This is a genomic window from Mesorhizobium sp. NPDC059025 (genome assembly GCF_042739655.1).
Taxonomy (GTDB): domain Bacteria; phylum Pseudomonadota; class Alphaproteobacteria; order Rhizobiales; family Rhizobiaceae; genus Mesorhizobium.
The window spans coordinates 138,811-155,944 of record NZ_JBHYIM010000005.1 but is presented as its reverse complement, the minus strand read 5'-3'; the positions used below and the strand labels follow the sequence as shown (position 1 = coordinate 155,944).

Here is a 17,134-nt window from a genome sequence, read left to right as displayed (position 1 = left end):
GTCAACTGGCCAGAAGTTCCTTCAGCTTGCCGTCGAGGAATTTGACATCGTTCGGGCTGGTTCCCGGCCCGCCCGCGAAATGCCCCCAGACCGACTCGAACGGAAGGAACCTGGCGTTCGGCATGTTGGCCACTTCGAACTCGCTGTCTTCCGGCGGGAAGTAGAGATCGGTGCGGCCGGGCATGACGAAGGCCTTGGCCTTGATGGCCTTGAGCGCCTTCTTGAAATCGCCCCTGTAGAGCTCGTTGTCGCTGATGTCGCCGTTCTGCCAGGTCCACAACATGGTCAAAAGGTTGTTGGCGTCCTTGGGCAGGAAAAAACCTTCCCAGAAGGAGACCAGGAAATCCTCCAGCGAGGAATGGCCGAGCGCCTTGAGGTCGAGCTCCTGCCGATAGAAGGCCTGCGAGAAGCCCCAGCCGGCATAGACGCGGGCCATGGCGCGCAGACCCTTCTCCGGCTTGTCGTCGTACCAGCCATTGTTCCAGGCGGAATCGGCGGTGAGTGCTGCCTTGACGCCTTCCAGGAACACGAAATTGTGGCGCGAGCATTTGGCGGAACCGCAGAACGGCGCGATGCGCTCGACCATATCGGGATACATCGCCCCCCAGTGGAAGGTCTGCAAGGCGCCCATCGACCAGCCGACCACCAGCTTCAGCTTCTTGACGCCGAATTTCTCGGTGACCAGCTGGTGCTGGGCGCGGACATTGTCGTAGGCCGTCACCTGCGGGAAGCGTGACTTGTTGTAGGGTTCCGGCGTGTTGCTGGGCGACGACGACAGCCCGTTGCCGAACATGTTCGGGATGATGATGAAATATTTGGCCGGGTCGAGCGTCATGCCCTTGCCGATCAGCCATTCATTGTCGACGTGCTGGCCGGAATACCAGGTCGGAAAGACGATGACGTTGTCCTTCCTGGCGTTCAGCTTGCCGAAGGTCTTGTAGGCAAGCTTGGCGTCGCGCAGCGTCGCCCCGCGTTGCAGGACAAGATCGCCCAGCGAGTAGATCTCATAGTCAGGCATCAGGCAGTTTCCTTTACTTGCGAACAGAAGGTGGGCGAGGCCTGTTCGTCAGGCCCCGCCCGAAAGATCATGCGGTTGCCCGCTCCGGCGATGCGCGCAGCGACAGTGCGGCATAGGCAATGCCGCCGGCGAGCGCCGCGCTGATGGCGGTCGAGAAATGCGGCAGGTAGAATTCGACGATGACGGCCACTGCCGAACCGATGATCCAGGCGATGAACGCGGTCGGGCGCCAGTCGCGGTCGATCTCGGCATTCCTGCGGGCGAGATACTGGTCGACCAGGATGATCGCGCCGATCGGCGGAACCAGGATGCCGAGCAGCGACAGCCACTGGATGAAGAAGGCCCAGACATTGCCGGCGGCGACGACGATGCCGATGGCGCCGAGGATGACCGCCATCACGCGCATGCGGGTGTGGAAGATGCGCGACCAGCCGGTGGCGGCGTTGTAGAGGCAGTGCGCGCAGACCGAACCCAGGTTGAGGTAGAGGAAGACGAAAGCAAGCGCGCTGAGGAAGGCCACCTGCTTGCCGTTGATGTAGCCGAACATGTTGTCGGCGCCGAACGGATTGGCATTCGGAACGGCAAGGGCCGCCGTCATGATGCCGCCGACCAGCATGGCGATCAGGTTGGCGAACGGGAACGCGCTGAAGGTCGCGATCAGCGAGGCCCTGCCATCCTTGGCCCAGCGGTTGAAGTCCGCACTGACCGTGCCGGCGTCGATGAACAGCGCGATGACCACGGTCAGCCCGACGCCCATCGACATGGTGGCTGCGCCATTGTTGCCGGGATAGGCCATGATCGCCTGCCAGCTGGTGGCGGAAGCAGCATCGAACACCACCCAGCCGCCGAGGATGACGAAGAGCGGCACCGAGACAAGCCCGACCAGATGCAGCCCGTGCACGCCGACGAAGGTGATGCCGATGTAGAGCAGGCCGGCGATGATGGTCATCGCCACATAGTTGAGGTCATAGGCCGAACTGATCAGCGCACCGGTGATGCCGGTCTGCACCGCGTACCAGCCGAGCAGGAGCGTCGACAAAAGGCCGGAGGCGAAGACGTAGCCCTTGCGGCCGAACACGATCGAGGCCAGCAGCGCGAAGTTCATGCCGCGGTTGGTGCCGAGAAGCCCGAGCGCGCCGACATAGGCGAACATGATGAGGTTGCCGATCACCATCGCCCACAATGCGCTGGTGAAGCCCATGCCGAGCACGAGGATCGAGCCGGTCATGGCCCCGGTGATGATCATCGGAAAGCCGATCCAGACCGTCGTCACCGAAAAGGTCGAGCGCCGCGCCGCCATCGGCACCGGCTGATGTTCGTATTCTTCTCCCAGTATGTGATCGACGCTATCGAGCGCCTCGATCTCCGTCTTGTTGTTCATGCCACCCTCCCAGGGGTCAATCGCGTTGCGTGTGCGGCTGTCGTCGCGATTGGACATCCTTGTCCTCACCCGCTTTCCCCGGTGGAAGCGCATTCAGGCCATGGTCCGAAAGGCGCGCGGCGCGACCTTCCGGTTCGCCGGCGCAAGCCCCTTGTCACAGCCGTCCGGCGCCGGTTCCCCATCGGCATCTCGGTCGGTATCGCCAAAACGACAAAGGCCTCCCGATGGCTTCGTTTCCGAAGTCAAAGGGAGGCCTTCTTGCCTTGATCTGATTGGGTGGCCCCGTTGCCACCTGCCTGCTTAACAGGCGAAGGAAACGTTAGACGGGCATCGAAACCCTGTCAATACGGCGTTTCGGAGTTCGAAATCATGCCCGGGAACAGGTTTCCGAGGCGCCTCGCGCCCTGACGCGGCTACAGTTGCAGCCGCGTGCGCGCATGCGCCACCGCCTTGTCGAGAGGCGCCAGCGAGGGTTTCAGCAGGTCCGAGACAAGCGCGGTGAGTTCGGTGCCGGCACGCGCCGGAGTACCGGCGTCATAGGGCGGTGCCGGCGCATATTCCAGGATCAGCTGGATCGACCGCGCCCATTCCTCATCACGGATGACCGAAGCGATGACCAGGCCGAAATCGAGCCCGGCGGTGACGCCACCGGCCGTGATGCGGTTGCGGTCGCGCACCACGCGCCCGTCTTCGAGAATGGCGCCGAGTTGCGGCAGCACATGCCGCGACTGCCAGTGGCCGGTGGCGCGGTAGCCCTTGAGCAGGCCCGCCGCACCGAGCAGCAGCGAGCCGGTGCAGACGCTGGTGACGAAGCGCGCCGACGCACCGGTCTTTGCCACGAAGGCAATCACGTCCGGGTCCTGCATGCAGGCAACCGTCCCTCTGATCCCACCCGGAACGAACAGCACGTCGGGCGCGGCATGGGCGTCGGCGAGAGTGGCGGTCGGGCGGATGTCGAGACCGACATCGGTGCTGACCGGGTTGCGATCCTTCCACACCAGTTGCACGTCACCCATGGTGAGCTTGAAGGCGGTCAGTGCCGGAACGAGATCGAGCAGCACCATGTCGGGATGCACCAGCATCACGAATTTCGGCTTCGGCGCATTCGGATCGAATTGGATGCCGGCCTGCGCCTCCGGCACCTGCAGCGCCGGCACGGCAAGCGCCGCCAGGGCCAGCATCTGCAACACGTCGCGTCTCTGCATCGTCATCGTCCTTTCGTTTGGTCGGGACGTGGATAGCGGAACGTGCTAATTGGCAGGATGACAACGAAGCTTCATTTCCTGCCAAAATGACAAGAACCATCCTGTTCCTCGCCTTCGACGGCGTGACCGATCTCGACCTCGTCGGTCCGATCCAGGTGTTTTCGACCGCATCCAGCGCGGCCGAGCAAAACGGTGGCCAGCCGATCTACACGATCGTGGTGACATCGATCGCCGGCGGCATGGTGCGCACGCGCTCCGGCCTGACGATCGGCACGCAGCCGCTTGCCGAGGTCGACATGGACACTGTCGACACCATCGTCGTACCGGGCGGCCGGTCCAGCCTGGAGGACGAAGCGGAACGGCCTCTCGTCGACTGGCTGGTGCAGAATGCCGGGCGGGCGCGACGCATCTGTTCGATCTGTGTCGGCGCCTTCCTGCTCGCTGCCGCCGGACTGCTGGACAGGCGCAAGGCAACCACGCACTGGCGCGCCACGGACATGCTGAAGGCACGGTACCCTTCCACCACCGTCGTTCCGGAGCTGATCTACCAGCAGGACGGCCCAGTGTGGACCTCGGCCGGGGTCAGCGCCGGCATCGACCTCGCCCTGCATCTGGTCGAGCAGGATCATGGCCGCGGCCTCGCCATGATGGTGGCAAAGGCGCTGGTGGTGTTCCTGCGCCGGCCGGGCGGCCAGAAGCAGTTCAGTTCCACGCTCGCCCTGCAGGGCAGCGAGGCCTTCTCGCAGTTGATCGCCTGGGCGGCGGACAATCTTGCCGAAGACCTGTCGGTCGAGGCGCTGGCGGCGCGCGCCGCCATGAGCCCACGCAGCTTTGCCCGCAAATTCCACGCCACTGTCGGCCAGACACCGGCGGCAGCCGTGGAGGCGCTGCGGCTCGAAGCCGCCAAGCGCATGCTGGAAGACAGCGCCCAGTCGATGAAAAGCATTGCCACGAAGAGCGGTTTCGGTGACCAGCAAGGATTGCGCCGCGCCTTCATGCGTGCGCTCGGCATCACCCCCAGCGAATACCGCGAACGGTTCGGCTAGGACGATATCCCCTTACCTTCTCCCCTTGCGGGAGAAGGAACCAGCCAATGCCCTTACGAAACCACCAGCTTCAGATGGCTCTGTCCGGTCGGCCGACGGTTCTTCATGCCGGAGATCGCATAGCCGTCGCGACCGGCTTCCTTGGCGCGATAGAGCGCTTCATCCGCCCTGGCGGTCAGGTCGACAGCGGCGACATAGATGTCCGGCGTCCATTCGGCGATGCCGACGCTGATGGTGAAACGTTCCTCGTCTTCCGGCCTGCCGCTGCCTTCACGCACGGTGGCGACGAGAACGGAGGCAACCTTTTCCGCCTGGCGTGCGGTCGTTTCCGGCAAAAGGATCGCGAACTCGTCGCCGCCCAGCCGGAAAACGGTATCGCTGCCGCGTATCATCGCCCTGGCGATCTCGGCGAACTGGCGCAGGATGCGGTCGCCGAAGGCATGGCCATGAGTGTCGTTGAAGCGCTTGAAATGGTCAATGTCGATCAGCATCAGCGAAAAATGGCGGCCGGTGCGGCGCGTGCGTTTGTCCTCGGCCTCCAGCAAGGCCAGGAAGTGACGGCGATTGGGGACACCGGTGAGATCGTCGGTCTGGGCGAGCTCGGCAAGCTCCTCGCGCAGCCGCCCGATCGACATGACGGTGAAGCCGAAGTTCCACACCACGCCCGAGAAGATCACGCACAGCAGCGCGTAGGATTCCACCGTGGAGTAGAAATCCTGGTCGACGCGGCCCAGCATCAACCCGACGTTCAAGGCACTTTCGATGAGATGGCCGAGGATGCCGACGATCATGGCGGTGGCCGCGATCATCGCGCCGAGATCCCTGCGATGCCAGCGCAGCAGGTACCAGGCGGCGAGCACCAGCGGCACCGACTGGCCGCCGGCATAGACGAGATTGCGGCCCTGCAGGCTGCCGAACAACAGCAGAAGCAGGAACAGGCTGCCGGCGGTGATGGCCATGCTCGCCTTCAGCCCGCCGGACTGGCCATAGAAGACGCGCACGCCGACCCAGAACATGCAGAAGCCGAAGATGACGAAGCCGTTGCCGATCACGGCAGGCCCGTAGCTGCCCTCATTGCCCTGCAGCGCCAGCACGCAGCCGCCGATGGTGGAAAGCACGCAGCCGGCCAGCCACACGCGTGCCGCCGCGAAATTGCGGTAGCGGTAGGCGATCGCGCCCCAGATGACGGCCACCGTCAGCGAGTTGAGCAGGATGACGATGTAAAGCGTCAGGAAGTCGAGTTTCATCACAATGTCCCGGGCGAAGCCCCCTCCTACGGGTTCGCCACTTGCCCAGACGTTAAAATAAAAGGTGCGTTTTGCGTCAACTGTTAGAAAAGCCAGTGGCGATGACAGGATAGCGGGCCGCAGTGGAAATACTCAGAGGTCCGGCTGCGGCATCCACGTCGTCTGCGCGCCGCGATGCACTGCGACAAAGGCCGCAGCCACGGCTCCCGTCGCCAGCACCCCGCCCAGCCAGGGCAGGCTCTGCAGAGGCAACCAGGCCAGGGCAGAGCCGCCCAAGGCCGTACCGAGGCCGACACCGACATGCATGGCCGACAGGTTGAGGCCGACGCCGGCTTCCGCCGTCTGCGGTCCGGTGGCTATGAGGAAACTCTGCACGACGGGCGAGATCATCCAGCTGATCATTGCCCAGGCCATCATCGCGATGATGAAAAGCCCGGGCACTTTCGCCGCCAACGGTATTGCGAGAAGCGCGACCAGATAGGCGAGCGGCGTCGCCACAATGGCGAGACGCGGCCCGGCGACATCGGCCAGCCAGCCGCCGCAATAGCCGCCGCACACGCCGGCGATACCGAAGGCGAGGAAGAACAGCGTGATGCTGCCTTGAGCGACGCCGACCACGTCGGTGAGGTAAGGCGCGAGATAGGCGAACAGCATGAAATGGCCGCCGATCATCAGGATGGAAACGAGCTGGGCGGCAACCAGCGGCAACGAGCGCAGATGCTGCCGATAGCCCGATGCCGCCGGCTGGCCATGCCCGACCGTCGGCAGCGTGCGCAGGCAAATCAGCAACACGGCCGCGGCAAGCAAGGCAAGCGCGACAAAAACCGCGCGCCAGCCGAAATGGCCGCCGATCAGCATCCCAACCGGCACGCCGAGCACCATGGAACCGCTGATGCCCATGAAGATGATGCCGATGGCCCTGCCGCGCATGGCAGGCCCGGCCAGTTCCGCCGCCAGCATCGTCGCAACGAGGCAGGCAACCGCGCTGGCGGCGGCCATGCCGATGCGGGCCATGAACAGAACGGCATAGCTGGCGCTTGCCGCGGCCAGCAGGTTGCTGGCGATGAACAGCAGCAGCGCCAGACACAGCATGGCCTTGCGTTCCAGCCGCGTCGCCACGAAGAGCGCCATCGGAGCGATCAGCGCGAAGGTGATCGAGAAGACGGCCGTCAGTTGGCCGGCAAGGCCGATCGGGATATCAAGGCCTGAAGCGACCTCCGGCAGGATACCGATGACGATGTTTTCCGCAGTGCCGGTGACGAAGGTGGCCAAAGCCAGCAGGAAGATCCGAAAGTCCATGAGCCCGTTCCGTTGCGCGTTGCGCCGCGACGGAAGTGCCTCCGATACGGCGTGGTGTTGCGTATCGGGTTTCGAGGCTATGCTTCGGTTATCCCACGAGCCGGCTTGTTACCATGCGCAGAGCTAGGCGGAAAGGCGCGACGATGGCACCACCGCTCCAGGCTATCCTCGAGGCCGAGCTCGCGCGCGGCAACTGGATCGCCGAGGTCGGCGACTGGCCGCCGCACTGCCGGCTGCTCGTCGTGCTGGCGCAACCGTTCCACGCCATCTACCCGCTTGCGAAAGGCATGGAATTCCGCGAGATCGGCGACCCGCATTACTGGAAGGCCGAATACACGCTTGCAGGCGAATGCCTGGCCTGCCGCTTCCACGCACCATGAACCGCCGACACGGCCTGCCCGCCCACATCGAACGACCGAGGACCGATGCCCATCCATGAACTCGCAGCCCTCGGCGCCGCAACCTGCTGGGCGCTGACCGGCATCATCTCGGCGGGACCGGCCGGCCATCTCGGCGCGCCGGCCTTCAACCGTCTGCGCCAGATCTTCGTCACCGCAATGCTGGCGCTCTATGTGCTGGCGACCGGTTCCTGGCGCGAGCTCGAGGCGGCCAATGTGCTGCCGCTTCTCGCCTCCGGCTTCATCGGCATCTTCATCGGCGACACGCTGCTGTTTGCCACGCTGAACCGTGTCGGCCCGCGCCGTTCCGGCATCCTGTTCGCGCTCAACGCGCCGATCGCGGCGATCCTCGGCTGGCTGCTGCTCGGCGAGACGCTGACCACCAAGGCAGTCGCCGGCATGGCGCTGGTCGTCGCCGGCGTGCTGCTGGCCATCCTGTTCGGCAAGCGCCGTGCGCAGCTGCATCAGTGGGAGAAAGTGAAAGGCCCGCTGTGGATCGGCGTGGCGCTGGGGCTGGGTGCCGCAACCGGCCAGGCGATCGGCTCGATCATCGCGCGGCCGGTGATGGAAACCGGCATCGACCCGTTCGTGGCTTCCATGCTCAGGGTCGGCATCGCGGCAGCTTTTCTCACCGTCATGATCCAGCTGCCCATTCCCGCGCTGAAGCCCAGGAACCCGCTGACCTGGAAGGTGGCGGCCATGACCGCGCTGACCGGCATCCTCGCGCTGGCAATCGGCATGACGCTGCTGCTGTTCGCGCTATCGGGCGGCAAGGTCGGCATCGTCTCGACACTGTCGGCAACCTCGCCCGTCATCATCCTGCCGCTGCTGTGGCTGCGCACCGGCGAACGGCCGGCGGCAGGCGCCTGGACCGGCGCCGCCCTGGTGGTGGCCGGCATGGGGCTGATCTTCATGGCGTGATCCACGCCCGAATTTGCGTCTCTCTCTGTGGCGAACTAGCTGAACCAGTAACGGTTCATGGCCTGGAGAAACCCGATATCGTCGACAGGAAAGCCCGACGCCTCACCGATGACCGCGTCTATCCCGCATTCAGGGCAAAGCGCGGTGACGCCTTTGTCGGTCCAGTCTTCGATCTCATTGAAATCGAACGTCTCGCAGCAATAAAAGCAGCCGCAGACAGCGCTATGATAGAGTTCGCCCCAATGATATGAGGAATGCTCATGAGCTTCCTTCAACGCGTGGTCCGGCACGTCCATGGCGGGAGAGCGCGGCGCCAGCGCAATGCCTGATTATCAGTTGGTCATCTAATCGAATTGCGGCGACGGGTCCAGAGAGGACCCAAGTCTGCATCTCACACAACCACCCCAACGGGAGTACTGCCGCCGGGAATGGACATGACGCCGCTTTGTTCGCTTCTCCGAGGCAAGGTCGGCACTCGCCATGTCCTCGATTGATGTATGGTCTGCCGGGCGACAATCGACCGCGAAGCCTGACTGCCTGAATGCCCGAACAGGGGAAAACAATGAACCACATCGATATGCTTGGCCGCAGCATCGCCGACCCGGTGGTGGCGTCTTATCTGGCCGATCATGAACTGTTGGACCCAACCGATTTTCGCAAATACACCGAGATCGGTAGTTTTGGTGGGCCGAATAGCGGGTTCAACCTGCGGTCTGACCCTCTTCGCGTTTACCTCTCGCAATACGAGGAAATCCGATCAAGAAACCTTCCAGACGACGAGGAGATGATTGTCACCCAGCTGTCCTTTACCGGACCTGATACCATTAATAACCAGCAGCGAGCCTACACATCGATACTGCCCCTGCGGCTGGCATTTGGCGACAGCACCGACATCGTGGCCAAGAAGCTGGATGTACTGCCGTTTCGCGAGGAGAAAAGTACGACATTACCCGACTATTCGGCGGAACGTTTCGTGTTCTGGTATGCCGTCGATCGTCTGCACGTCATCGCCAAATACGACGGTGGACATCGGCTGATGGCGGTTTACCTTCAGCAAGCCGATCGAAACACGCTTCGCGCAGAGCGCCGCCGCGCCTCTCTGGACAAGTATGAAATCATCCCAGGCAACGTCGAAAAGATCGAAGCGCTTCGGGCCAGAATTCCCACTCCTCGCTGGCGGGAGGCAATGGATGACGGCGACGATCTTTTCAACGAAGCCGATATCGCAAAAGCCGACGCGTTGCTCAACACCTTCATCGACAGGGTCAAGGACGCAACCGGTAAAGCTGATGCAGCGGCCATCTACGCGGCGGTCAAGCATCTCGTTCTCGGGCTAAATCAGATCAATACGCAAAGCGGGATGATCGAAACCCTGGAGCGCGACGAACTTGGCGACCTGATCGACCACGTCGTCAGGACCACAGGTTTCAATCTGGCCGAGGGCGAAGACGTCACAAGCGAATGGCGGGAATGGTAGAACGCAGCCGGATCGAGCCTGCCGTCGACACGGCTGGCGAGATCGCGACCTTCATCGCCGCCAACCTGCCGGTCGCGCCTGTTCCGGGCATTCCCGAAATCCGGCTGCATGGCGCGCATGCGGGCAGCAATTTGCGCCGCGTCGTCGAACAGCGCAGCAGGCTCTCGCCCTACTGGGCCTATCAATGGGCCGGCGGCGCGGTGCTGGCCCGCCATTTGCTCGACCGTCCCGAAACGGTGCGGGGGCGCACCGTGCTCGACCTCGGCACCGGCTCCGGCCTCGTCGCCATCGCCGCGGCCAAGGCCGGCGCCGCCAAGGTGGTGGCAGCGGACATCGACGCGCATGCGATCGCCGCAACGCGCCTCAACGCCGTCCTGAACGATGTGACCGTGGAGACTTTGCTGGTGGACCTCACAGCCGAAGAACCGCCGCATGTCGACCTGGCGCTGGTCGGCGACCTGTTCTACGAACGCCGGCTCGCGCGCCGCGTCACGACATTCCTCGACCGCTGTCTTGCCGCGGGCATTACGGTCCTGGTCGGCGATCCCGGGCGCACGCACTTGCCGCGCAGGCGGCTCAAGACCATCGCCGAATACCATGTGACCGACTTCGGCGCGGCGGGTGCGGCGACCCCGGCAACCGTCTTTGCTTTCATTCGGGAAAGCTAATTCAACCCAGGCGAAGGGACTCACTTTCCACGCCACCTGCGATTGCCCGGAAGAATAGCGCCAATTTTTGCGTGGATTGTCTTAAAAACAGAATCCCATGCTTCGCGTGAGCAGGAATCTTGCTGCAAGCTGAAATAATCATCCGGTGATTCCTCCCGTACCACCGGTTGTGTTCTTCCCTCCCAAGAGGCTTTTCAGCCTCTGCTTCGGCCGGGGCGCCAGTCGTCCCGGCTTTTTTCTGTGCTCTGTTTCTCGGGCTCTATTTTGCCGGGTCGACCCAGCCGTTCGGCGGTCCGAATTTGGCCATGGTTTCGGCAGGCCCCCAGGTGCCCGGCTCGTAGATCGCCGGCTGGCTCTTGTCGTCGAGTATCGGACCGACGATGCGCCAGGCAGCTTCCGATGCATCCTGACGGGTGAACAGGCGCACGTCGCCGTTCATGGCATCGCCGATCAGGCGCTCATACGGCTCCATGTCACCGGCGGAATCGTCCACGGCCGAAAGCTCGACCTGCTCGCCGACCATCTCGTCGCCGGCCTGCTTGCGGCGGGCGCCGATGCTGATGGATATTTCCGGGTTGATGCGGAAACGGACATAGTTGGCTTCGTCCGGCGCGATCGTGTCGAAGACATCGAGCGGCGGGCGTTTCAGGCGGACCACCACCTCGGTGGCGCGCACCGGCAGGTTCTTGCCGGCGCGGATGAAGAAGGGCACATCCTGCCAGCGCCAGGTGTCGACGAAGAAACGCACCGCGGCGAAAGTCTCGACGGTCGACCCCGGCGCGACGCCCGGCTCCTGCAGATAGCCGGCGAACTGTCCGCGCACCACGTCGTCCCTGGTCAGCGTGCGCACGGCCTTCAGCACCTGCACCTTCTCATCGATCAGATCCTCCGCCGAGCGGCCCGATGGAGGCTCCATGGCCAGAAGCAGCATGATGTTGAGCAGGTGGTTCTCGATGACGTCGCGGATGCAGCCGACCTCGTCGTAGAACTTGCCGCGCCCCTGCACGCCGAAATTCTCCGCCATGGTGATCTGCACGCTCTCGACATAGTTGCGGTTCCAGATCGGCTCCAGGAAGGAATTGGCGAAGCGGAAATAGAGCAGGTTCTGGATCGCTTCCTTGCCGAGATAATGGTCGATGCGGAAGATCGAGTTCTCGTCGAAGACGATGTGCAGCACCCGGTTCAGCCAGCGTGCCGACTGCAGGTCGCGCCCGAACGGCTTTTCCACCATCAGCCTGGCGCCGACGGCGCCGCCCGACTGCTCCAGCCCCTGAACCACCGGCTCGAACATGGAAGGCGGCACGGCCAGATAGTAGAGCGGGTGGCGGAAGCCGTTCAGCTCTTCCTTCAACTTGTCGAAGGTTGCCTGGTTGCGATAATCGCCGCTGACGTAGCGCAACAGCCCGACCAGCCTGGCGAACACTTTCTCGTCCACCTTGCCAAGGGCCGCCTTGATGCCGTCATGGGCGCGCTCGGCCAGTTTCTCCACCGTCCAGTCGTCATAGGCGATGCCGATGATCGGCTCCTTCAGGTGGTCGCGTTCGACCATTGAATAGAGCGCCGGAAAGATCTTCTTGTGCGCCAGGTCGCCGGTGGCGCCGAACAGCACAAGCACGTCCGATCGGGTTTCAGCCGCTGCAGCCATGATCCTTACCCCCCTCAGGCTTTCGGCTTTTCGAGATGGCCGCCGAAGGCATAACGCATGGCGGACAGCAGCTTGTCGGCAAAGGCCGACTCGCCCTGCGAGGAGAAGCGATCGAACAGCGCTGCCGATAGCACCGGCGCCGGCACGCCGGTGTCGATGGCGGCCTTCAGCGTCCAGCGGCCTTCGCCGGAATCCGAGACGCGGCCGCCGTAGCCGGCCAGTGCGGGATCGGCCTTGAGCGCGCCGGCGGTGAGATCGAGCAGCCAGGAGCCGATGACCGAACCATGGCGCCACACTTCGGTGACCGCCGGCAGGTCGATGTCGAACTGGTAATATTGCGGCTCGGACAGCGGCGTCGTCTCGGCATCGGCGCTGCGCTTGGCCTTGCCGGAATTCGCGGCCTTGAGGATGTTCACGCCCTCGGCGTAAGCGGCCATGACACCGTACTCGATGCCGTTGTGCACCATCTTGACGAAGTGACCGGCGCCGCTCGGGCCGCAATGCAGGTAACCGAAGGGGGCAGTGCCGGCGGCCTTGTCAGGCGTCGCACCATTGTCTGCACCTGGCGCCAGCGAAGCGAAGATCGGATCGAGATGTTTCACCGCGGCGTCGGGGCCGCCGATCATCAGGCAGTAGCCGCGCTCCAGGCCCCAGACGCCACCGCTGGTGCCGACATCGACGAAGGCCAGGCCTTTTTCGGCATAGCGGGCGCCGAGATCGACCGCGTCGCGGTAGTTGGAGTTACCACCGTCGATGATGATGTCGCCCTTGTCGAGAAGGGCGGCCACCTGGTCGGCGACCTTGCCGGTGATGGCGGCGGGCAGCATCAGCCAGACGGCGCGCGGCTTGGCCAGCTTGCCGATGAAGTCTTCCAGCGACCCGGCGCCGGTCGCCCCTTCCTTGACCAGCGCGTCGACGCTGGCCGGATTGATGTCGTAGACGACGCATTCGTGGCCGTCGCGCTGCAGGCGCCTGACCATGTTGGCGCCCATCCTGCCCAGTCCCATCATTCCGATCTGCATATTTCCATCCTGCTTGCTGACATTGGCCTGCCCGATCGCCCTGCTCGCCGGCACCTGCCGACGCAACCGAGACGCCGACAATCTCCGATCCGCGGCCATCAAGCCAGAGGAATGTGAAGGCTGTTTCAAAGGAAGTGGCGAGCAAAAGGCGATAGACTTGCTATTCCCGGTGCCAGCCCTCGATCCGACAGCTGCTCAGTCGTTCCGCTTCATCACGCGGGACACGCCTGACGGTTTCGGCAAAGGTCCAGACATGGCCTTCCGGATCACGCGCCCGATAGGTGCGCTCGCCATAGAACTGATCAGCAGGCTCCTGCACGATCTCGGCGCCGGCGAGGCGCGCCCGTTCACAATGTTCGTCAAGTCCGCTCTGCAGCTTCAGGTAGACAAGCTGCGTATTCCTGCCGCCAACTGATACGGGGCTGGCAACATCGTCAGACCATTCGTGGTCGACGACGATATAGGCGTCGGCGAAACGCATCTCCGAATGCACCAACCGGCCCGATGGATCGGTAACCAGCATGCTGCGCCGAAAGCCGAAGGCACGCTCCAGCCATTCGAGCGCTGCCCACGGATCACGGTAGAAGACGCCGACGCCAAGGGTGGCATGCTGGAAGGGATCGTGCATCTTCTCATCTCGTTTGGATGAGATTTTAACCTTATTTCCTGCGACGTCTTTACTCTTTTATGTTTCGATACTCTGCGCACCACGGGCTTCAACGGGCCAACATATCAAATGCCTGAGACAAATACTGATCTGCCGCTACTGCAATATCCGACCATAGACGGAACGCGTATGCTCAACCGAAAACAGTCTGAAGAAGTCCGCAGATTCAATTTTCTGGAGAGCCTGACGGCATTTCCTTTTGCAATTCTTATCCTTGTAACGTTGCTCGGTTGGCTGACCAGCGGATGGAGTGCGTTGCCGCTCCTAGCGAGCTTGATGTTTACGCTCGTCGCATCGATTCTAATAATGCGGGTCTTCAACCGCCGCCGATTAGCGATCATTCAGGCTGCGCATCTGTCGTTAGATCCCGACGACAGACCGAGCCTGGCGTCAAGGGCTTCAGGTTTACGCCAGATTGTGCATCAGCTTTGGCGTGATGCGCCTAGTCCCCCGCAAGGGAGGAAGTAGATCAGCTCGCGATAGGATACGGCCTTCACCCTCTCCCGGCCAAGAACGCCGGCAAATCCGCGACGGAGGCCAGCACCACATCGGCCAGCGGTGCAAGGGACTCGCGCGTGCCAGTACCAGACAGCACGCCGACCGCCAGGCCGCAGCCGCCGGCGCGGGCCATGTCGAGGTCGTGCCGGTTGTCGCCGACCATGGCGACCTCGGAGGGCTTCAGGCCGGTGAGGTCGCAGAAGGCGATGACCGCGTCCGGCGCGGGTTTCGGGTTGGCGACCGCGTCGTAGCCATAGGCGGCGTCGAACAGCTGCGCCATGCCGATGGCCGACAGCGTACGCTCGCAGCCGGCGGTGGAATCGTTGGTGGCGACGCCGAGCCGGTAGGATTTCGCGTGCAATGCTGCAAGCGACTCGGCAATGCCGGGCAGCGGCACGGCGAGCGCCGACCCCTGTTCGGTGCTGATTGCATTGAAGTGATCCAGCGCGTCACGCTGCTCGGCCGCCGACAGTTCGGGGAACCAAAGCGCGATGATATCGGCATTGGTGCCTGCGGCGAAGACGGAGTCCGGCTTGAAACCTTTTGTTTCCGGGTCGTAGCCGGCCTTGGCCAGCAGCTCGTCAGCCCTGGCACGGTCGCCATTGGCCGCTTCCAGCGCCATGCGATCGGCTACGCCCGCCCAGGTGGCGTGGAAGTCGATCAGTGTTCCGTCCTTGTCGAAAAGGATGCCCTTGATGCCCGCCAAACCCTTCACTCCCGTCTGCCTGGTGTCGTCATTTCGCCGTTCTCCCGCTTCCTGGAATTGCACGTGGGCGAAACGAAGGAACGGATGACGCTGGAACCTCAACCTGCCGGGGTCCCGGCGATTCTGCTATTCGTTCACCGCCTAAATAAACAAAGGCCGCCGGAATGGCGACCTTTATCGAGCGGTGACGAATTGTAGAATCAGGACGCTAGCCGGTGGATATGCTCCACCAGCCCCGCCGTCGAGGCATCTCTGCTGGCGGCATTCTCCTTGCCTTCAACGACAGGCAGCAGGCTGGTGGCCAGTTCCTTGCCGAGTTCGACGCCCCATTGGTCGAAGGAATTGATGTCGTAGAGCGTGCCCTCGACGAAGACGCGGTGTTCGTAGAGCGCGATCAGCCGCCCGAAGGTGCGCGGGTCGAGCCTGCGGTAGAGGATGGTGAGCGAAGGCCGGTTGCCGGAAAAGACGCGATGCGGCGCGATTCTGTCGACCTGCTCGGGTTTCATGCCCTTGGCCAGCATCTGAGCGCGCGCTTCCTCCAGCGTGCGGCCTTTCATCAACGCTTCCGACTGCGCCACGACATTGGCGAGCAGCAGGTCGTGATGGTGCTTCAGGTCCGGCTCGTGGCCAACAGCGGCGGCGATGAACTCGACCGGGATGATGTCGGTACCCTGGTGCAACAGCTGGAAGAAGGCGTGCTGGCCGTTGGTGCCGGGCTCGCCCCACACCAGAGGGCCGGTCAGCGTCACTGCCTTTTCTCCATCCAGCATGACGCTCTTGCCGTTCGATTCCATATCGAGCTGCTGCAGATAGGCCGGCAGGCGCGACAGGCGCTGGTCGTAGGGAATGACGGCGCGGGCCGGATACCCACAGACAACGCGATGCCAGAAGCCAACCAGGCCGAGCAGAACCGGCAGGTTCCTGTTCAGAGGCGCCGACTGGAAGTGTTCATCCATGTCATGCGCGCCGGCCAGGAAGGCGCGGAAATTTGCGGGACCCACGGCAATCATCACCGGCAGGCCGATGGCGCCCCAGACCGAATAACGGCCGCCGACCCAATCCCAGAAACCGAAGACGCGATCTTTCTCGATGCCGAATTTGGCAACCAGGTCGAGCGCGGTGGAGACGGCGGCGAAATGCTTGCCGACGGCTTCCTTGCCGAGCTTGGCCTCGACCCATTTGCGCGCCGTCTCGGCGTTGGTCATCGTCTCGACGGTCGTAAAGGTCTTGGAGGCGACGATGATCAGCGTCGTTTCCGGCGACAGGCCCTTCAGCGTGTCGTGCATGTGGGCGCCGTCGATGTTGGAGACGTAATGCGTGCGCGGCCCGTCGTGATAGGGGGCAAGTGCCAGCGTCGCCATGACCGGGCCGAGATCCGAGCCACCGATGCCGATGTTGACGACGTCGGTGATTTTCTGGCCGGTGTAACCGGTCGCCTTGCCGGAGCGGATGGCATCGGCAAAGACGCTCATGGCGTCGAGGACCGAACGGACATCCTTCTGCACGTCCTGGCCGTCGATGGTGAGGCCCTTGCCGTCAAGGTTGCGGAGCGCCGTGTGCAGCACGGCACGATCCTCGGTGATGTTGATGTGCTTGCCCGAAAACATCGCGGCGCGCCGGCCTTCGAGGTCGGCGTCCCTGGCCAGGCCTTCGAGCAGTTTCATCGTCTCTTCGTCGACCGCGCATTTGGACCAATCGAGCAGCATGTCGCCGTCGAGCGCCGAAAAGTGCCTGAAGCGGTCCGGATCGGCGGCAAAGGCCTCGCGCATGTTCATCGGTGTTGCCGCGCGATGGGCGCGCAGGGCGGCGAGCTGTTTGTCGAAAGCGGTGCGGTCCACGGCGATCTCCGGAGGATGATGGGCTGTTTGGCGGCAGTCTAGCAGAGCAAATGCGGCAAGCGAGAGGTTTGCACCGAACTTATCTGGAGCAATTCCAG

16 protein-coding genes are annotated in these 17,134 nt (G+C 63.3%); 5 read left to right on the top strand and 11 right to left on the bottom strand.

Translation table 11 applies throughout. The annotated features are described in order from the left end of the window. Position 1: 1 nt before the first annotated feature. The 3 genes from ACFWYE_RS14345 to ACFWYE_RS14335 all read right to left on the bottom strand — a co-directional run bounded on the left by ACFWYE_RS14345 (position 2) and on the right by ACFWYE_RS14335 (position 3,610). Complete coding sequence (locus ACFWYE_RS14345) at positions 2 to 1,018, bottom strand: alpha/beta fold hydrolase (protein WP_379112176.1); 1,017 nt, start codon at positions 1,016 to 1,018, stop codon at positions 2 to 4. A 67-nt stretch (positions 1,019 to 1,085) separates the two neighbouring features. Beyond that, complete coding sequence (locus ACFWYE_RS14340; protein ID WP_379064341.1) at positions 1,086 to 2,399, bottom strand: purine-cytosine permease family protein; 1,314 nt, start codon at positions 2,397 to 2,399, stop codon at positions 1,086 to 1,088. 413 nt (positions 2,400 to 2,812) lie between these two features. Then, positions 2,813 to 3,610: a DJ-1/PfpI family protein gene (locus ACFWYE_RS14335; RefSeq protein WP_379112174.1), complete on the bottom strand. Its 798-nt coding sequence runs from the start codon at positions 3,608 to 3,610 to the stop codon at positions 2,813 to 2,815. 80 nt (positions 3,611 to 3,690) lie between these two features. Here ACFWYE_RS14335 and ACFWYE_RS14330 point away from each other — a divergent pair, with 80 nt between their 5' ends. Beyond that, the gene (locus ACFWYE_RS14330) at positions 3,691 to 4,650 is read left to right on the top strand and encodes a GlxA family transcriptional regulator (RefSeq protein ID WP_379112172.1); all 960 of its coding nucleotides are present in this window, start codon (positions 3,691 to 3,693) and stop codon (positions 4,648 to 4,650) included. 53 nt (positions 4,651 to 4,703) lie between these two features. Here the strand turns inward: ACFWYE_RS14330 and ACFWYE_RS14325 are convergent, their stop codons facing one another. Both ACFWYE_RS14325 and ACFWYE_RS14320 read right to left on the bottom strand, forming a co-directional pair. Further along, positions 4,704 to 5,897, bottom strand: coding sequence for a GGDEF domain-containing protein (locus tag ACFWYE_RS14325; protein ID WP_379112170.1), 1,194 nt, complete (start codon positions 5,895 to 5,897; stop codon positions 4,704 to 4,706). A gap of 132 nt (positions 5,898 to 6,029) precedes the next feature. Beyond that, complete coding sequence (locus ACFWYE_RS14320) at positions 6,030 to 7,196, bottom strand: MFS transporter (RefSeq protein ID WP_379112168.1); 1,167 nt, start codon at positions 7,194 to 7,196, stop codon at positions 6,030 to 6,032. Positions 7,197 to 7,339: 143 nt separating this feature from the next. Here ACFWYE_RS14320 and ACFWYE_RS14315 point away from each other — a divergent pair, with 143 nt between their 5' ends. Then, positions 7,340 to 7,576, top strand: a complete 237-nt coding sequence (locus ACFWYE_RS14315; RefSeq protein ID WP_379112167.1) for a hypothetical protein — start codon at positions 7,340 to 7,342, stop codon at positions 7,574 to 7,576. Between the two features lie 45 nt (positions 7,577 to 7,621). Further along, positions 7,622 to 8,515: a DMT family transporter gene (locus ACFWYE_RS14310; RefSeq protein WP_379064353.1), complete on the top strand. Its 894-nt coding sequence runs from the start codon at positions 7,622 to 7,624 to the stop codon at positions 8,513 to 8,515. A 35-nt stretch (positions 8,516 to 8,550) separates the two neighbouring features. Here the strand turns inward: ACFWYE_RS14310 and ACFWYE_RS14305 are convergent, their stop codons facing one another. Continuing rightward, a complete protein-coding gene (locus ACFWYE_RS14305; RefSeq protein ID WP_379064355.1) occupies positions 8,551 to 8,790 on the bottom strand; it encodes a cytoplasmic protein in 240 nt (79 codons plus the stop codon). 287 nt (positions 8,791 to 9,077) lie between these two features. Between ACFWYE_RS14305 and ACFWYE_RS14300 the strand changes: the two genes are divergently transcribed. Together ACFWYE_RS14300 and ACFWYE_RS14295 are read left to right on the top strand one after the other, a co-directional pair. Then, positions 9,078 to 9,992, top strand: a complete 915-nt coding sequence (locus ACFWYE_RS14300) for a hypothetical protein (protein ID WP_379112165.1) — start codon at positions 9,078 to 9,080, stop codon at positions 9,990 to 9,992. Next, positions 9,986 to 10,660, top strand: coding sequence for a class I SAM-dependent methyltransferase (locus tag ACFWYE_RS14295; RefSeq protein WP_379112163.1), 675 nt, complete (start codon positions 9,986 to 9,988; stop codon positions 10,658 to 10,660). Before ACFWYE_RS14300 ends, ACFWYE_RS14295 begins: the two co-directional genes overlap by 7 nt. Before the next feature lie 259 nt (positions 10,661 to 10,919). On the opposite strand, the gene zwf is transcribed toward ACFWYE_RS14295, so the two are convergent. From zwf to pgi, 5 genes are all read right to left on the bottom strand, one after another. Then, positions 10,920 to 12,305, bottom strand: coding sequence for a glucose-6-phosphate dehydrogenase (gene zwf, locus ACFWYE_RS14290; protein ID WP_379112161.1), 1,386 nt, complete (start codon positions 12,303 to 12,305; stop codon positions 10,920 to 10,922). 14 nt (positions 12,306 to 12,319) lie between these two features. Beyond that, entirely contained in the window at positions 12,320 to 13,327 is a 1,008-nt protein-coding gene (gnd, locus tag ACFWYE_RS14285) for a phosphogluconate dehydrogenase (NAD(+)-dependent, decarboxylating) (RefSeq protein WP_379112159.1), read from the bottom strand. Positions 13,328 to 13,487: 160 nt separating this feature from the next. Then, positions 13,488 to 13,955 carry a VOC family protein gene (locus tag ACFWYE_RS14280; RefSeq protein WP_379112157.1) on the bottom strand — a complete coding sequence of 156 codons (468 nt, stop codon included), beginning with the start codon at positions 13,953 to 13,955 and terminating at the stop codon, positions 13,488 to 13,490. 532 nt (positions 13,956 to 14,487) lie between these two features. Then, positions 14,488 to 15,198 (bottom strand): HAD family hydrolase, encoded by a 711-nt coding sequence (locus ACFWYE_RS14275; protein WP_379112522.1) that lies wholly within the window; start codon positions 15,196 to 15,198, stop codon positions 14,488 to 14,490. 200 nt (positions 15,199 to 15,398) lie between these two features. Beyond that, positions 15,399 to 17,036, bottom strand: coding sequence for a glucose-6-phosphate isomerase (pgi, locus tag ACFWYE_RS14270; RefSeq protein ID WP_379112156.1), 1,638 nt, complete (start codon positions 17,034 to 17,036; stop codon positions 15,399 to 15,401). Positions 17,037 to 17,134: the final 98 nt, after the last annotated feature.